This window comes from Pseudohaliea rubra DSM 19751 (genome assembly GCF_000764025.1).
GTDB lineage: Bacteria > Pseudomonadota > Gammaproteobacteria > Pseudomonadales > Halieaceae > Pseudohaliea > Pseudohaliea rubra.
The window spans coordinates 1-2,761 of record NZ_KN234823.1 but is presented as its reverse complement, the minus strand read 5'-3'; the positions used below and the strand labels follow the sequence as shown (position 1 = coordinate 2,761).

General features: G+C 70.9%; 3 protein-coding genes. All 3 read left to right on the top strand.

Annotated features, from left to right (window positions below):
• A partial coding sequence (locus HRUBRA_RS15490) for a hypothetical protein (protein ID WP_161787620.1) occupies positions 1–455 on the top strand: 455 nt, incomplete at its 5' end.
• 39 nt (positions 456–494) lie between these two features.
• Positions 495–1,292, top strand: coding sequence for a (Fe-S)-binding protein (locus HRUBRA_RS14455; protein ID WP_035518368.1), 798 nt, complete (start codon positions 495–497; stop codon positions 1,290–1,292).
• Positions 1,292–2,710 carry a lactate utilization protein B gene (locus tag HRUBRA_RS14450; RefSeq protein WP_035518366.1) on the top strand — a complete coding sequence of 473 codons (1,419 nt, stop codon included), beginning with the start codon at positions 1,292–1,294 and terminating at the stop codon, positions 2,708–2,710. Before HRUBRA_RS14455 ends, HRUBRA_RS14450 begins: the two co-directional genes overlap by 1 nt.
• Positions 2,711–2,761 lie beyond the last annotated feature (51 nt).

Sequence of the window (2,761 nt, the reverse complement as noted above, 5' to 3'; positions counted from 1 at the left end):
CCGCGGTGCTCACCCTCGCCGCCCTCGCGCTGGCCCTCGCGGGCGCCCTCGGCGGTCAACTTGCCGCCACGCTCGCCAGCCTTGCCCTCGCTGCCTTTGCCGCCGGCATAGCGGGCAGCTGTGCGGCGAGCGCAGGCCATGTGGGGGTCGCCGGCCGGCGGGTGCTCATCACGGATCATCGCGGCGTCTACCAGGGAGGGGCTGCCAATACCTTCTGTCGCCGCGGCCCCTTTCTGCTTCGCGGTGACGTGGCCGTCAACCTGGGCAGCGCAAGACTCCCGGGCTTTCCCCGAGCCCTCGAAAGCGCCCTGGCCCGCGCCGGTGTCGACACGGCGGACCCGCCGGAGCCGACCACCGTTGCAGCGGTCCTCCTCCGCGGCCGCCACCCCCTGGCGCTGGGTGCAGCCGGGGCGTTCCTGATCGCCCTGCTCGCGCTCGCAGCGGCCCTTTCCTAGACGCTATACTGCCCGCATGATAACGGGCGGGAGCGGAGCTTGACGGCAGCGACGGATGCACAGCCGGCGGTAACCGGCGAAGGGCCGGCGGTCGCCCTCTTCGTCACCTGCCTTGTGGACCTGTTCCGGCCGGAAGTGGGTTTTGCCACCCTGCGGCTGCTCGAGGACTCCGGCTGCCGCGTCTATGTGCCGCGCTCGCAGACCTGCTGCGGCCAACCGGGCTACAACAACGGCGACTACGAGGGTGCCCGCGCCATTGCCCGGGACGTCATCCGCAGCTTCGAAGCGGCAGAGTTCGTGGTCGTCCCCTCCGGTTCCTGCGCCGGCATGCTGATCCACCATTACCCGAAGCTCCTCGAGGGCATCTGGCGGGAACGCGCTGAGGCCCTCGCCGAGCGCACCTGGGAGCTGACGACTTTCCTCAGCGACGTGCTTCCCGGGCGGGCCTCTGCACCGGTGGCCGGGACCCTGCCGGCGGTCGCTTATCACGACGGCTGCGCGGGCCTGCGGGAGCTCGGCGTGCGCGACCAGCCGCGGCGGCTCCTCGCCGAAGGGGGGATCGCCGTCCGGGAGCTGGAGCAGGCGGCGGTCTGCTGCGGCTTCGGCGGTACCTTCTGCGCCAAGATGCCGGCGATCTCGGCCAAGATGGCCGACGACAAGCTCCGCGACGCGGTGAAGACCGGTGCCGACACCCTGGTCGCCGGCGATCTGGGCTGCCTTCTCGCTCTCGCCGGGCGCGCCAGCCGTGAGGGCGTCGCGCTGTCCTTTCGCCACGTGGCCGAGGTGCTGGACGGCCGCCTCGAGGCGCCACCGATCGGCGAGGGTTCCCGGGGCTGATGGAGCAGCGCAGCGCCGACTTCCTTGCCAACGCGGACGAGGCCCTTGCCGGACGCGAGCGGGCCGAGCTGCGGGAAGCCATGGGCCTCTTCGGCCCGGCCCTGCGCAGCGCCGCCGTCGATGCCTACGGCGACTTCGATGGGCTGCGCGAGCACCTCCACGGCGTGCGCCGGCATACCCTGGATCACCTCGATGTCTACCTCGAGCGCTACCTCGAGGCCGCGGCAGAGAACGGCAACAGCGTACACTTCGCCGAGACGCCGGAGGAGCTCAACCGCACCGTGGAGGCCATCTGCCGTGAGCACGGCGCCCGACGGATCATCAAGGGCAAGTCCATGGTCACCGAGGAAAGCGCCCTCAACGACCATCTGACCGCCGCCGGCTTCGCGGTGCGCGAAACAGATCTGGGTGAGTACATCATCCAGGAGGCCGGGGAGACGCCCAGCCATATTGTCGGCCCGGCCCTGCACAAAACGAAGGACGAAATCCGGGAGCTGTTCCTCGCACGGCATGACCTCGGCGACCGCCCGCTCGACAGCGCAACGGAGATGGTCGGCGAGGCGCGGCAAGTGCTGCGGGAGGATTTTCTAAGCGGCGAGGTCGGCATCATCGGCGCCAATGCGCTGGTGGCCGAGACCGGCTACTCGCTGCTCGTCACCAACGAAGGCAATGGCGACCTGTGCGCGAACCTGCCACCGGTGCTGATCGTCTGCACCACGCTGGAGCGGCTGCTGCCGCGCATGAGTGACGCCGCGGACCTGCTGCGGCTCCTTGCGCGCTCCGCCACCGGCCAGCCGGTGACCTGCTATAGCAGCTTCTACTCCGGCCCCCGGCATGCCGGCGATGCGGACGGCCCCGTGGAAACCCACATCGTACTGCTGGACAACCGCCGCACGGAGATCCTCGCCAGCGACTACAGCGACATGCTGCAGTGCATCCGCTGTGGTGCCTGCCTCAACCACTGCCCGATCTACGTGGCCGCCGGTGGCCACGCCTACGGCTGGGTATACCCGGGACCCGTGGGCTCGGTGCTGACGCCGCTGCTCACCTCCCTCGAGGAGAGCCACCTCCTGCCCAACGCCTGCACCGCCTGCGGCCGCTGTGAGGAAGTCTGCCCGGCCAACATCCCCCTGCCGGACCTGCTGCGGGACCTGCGTCAGGAGGAGCACGAGCAGGCCCTGTCACCACAGCGCTGGCGCCGCGGCCTGGCACTGCACGGCCGCCTCCTGCGCCACCCCTGGCTCTATCACCGGCTGACAGGGCTGGCCGCCCGGGTTCTGGCCCTCGCCGGTCGCGGCCGTGGCGTTCTGCGGCAGGTACCCTTTGCCGGCGGCTTCCTGAGCGAGCGGGACCTGCCAGCGCCGACCGGCGCGAGTTTCATGGCCCGCTATCGCGGTCCGGAGCGGGACGAACGGTGACCGACGACGCCCGGAGCCGCATCCTCGCGCGCGTGCGGGCCGCCAGCCGGC

Excerpts from the sequence above, each read along its gene's own strand:
- HRUBRA_RS14450 (WP_035518366.1), top strand. The coding sequence starts at position 1,292 with ATGGAGCAGCGCAGCGCCGACTTCCTTGCCAACGCGGACGAGGCCCTT.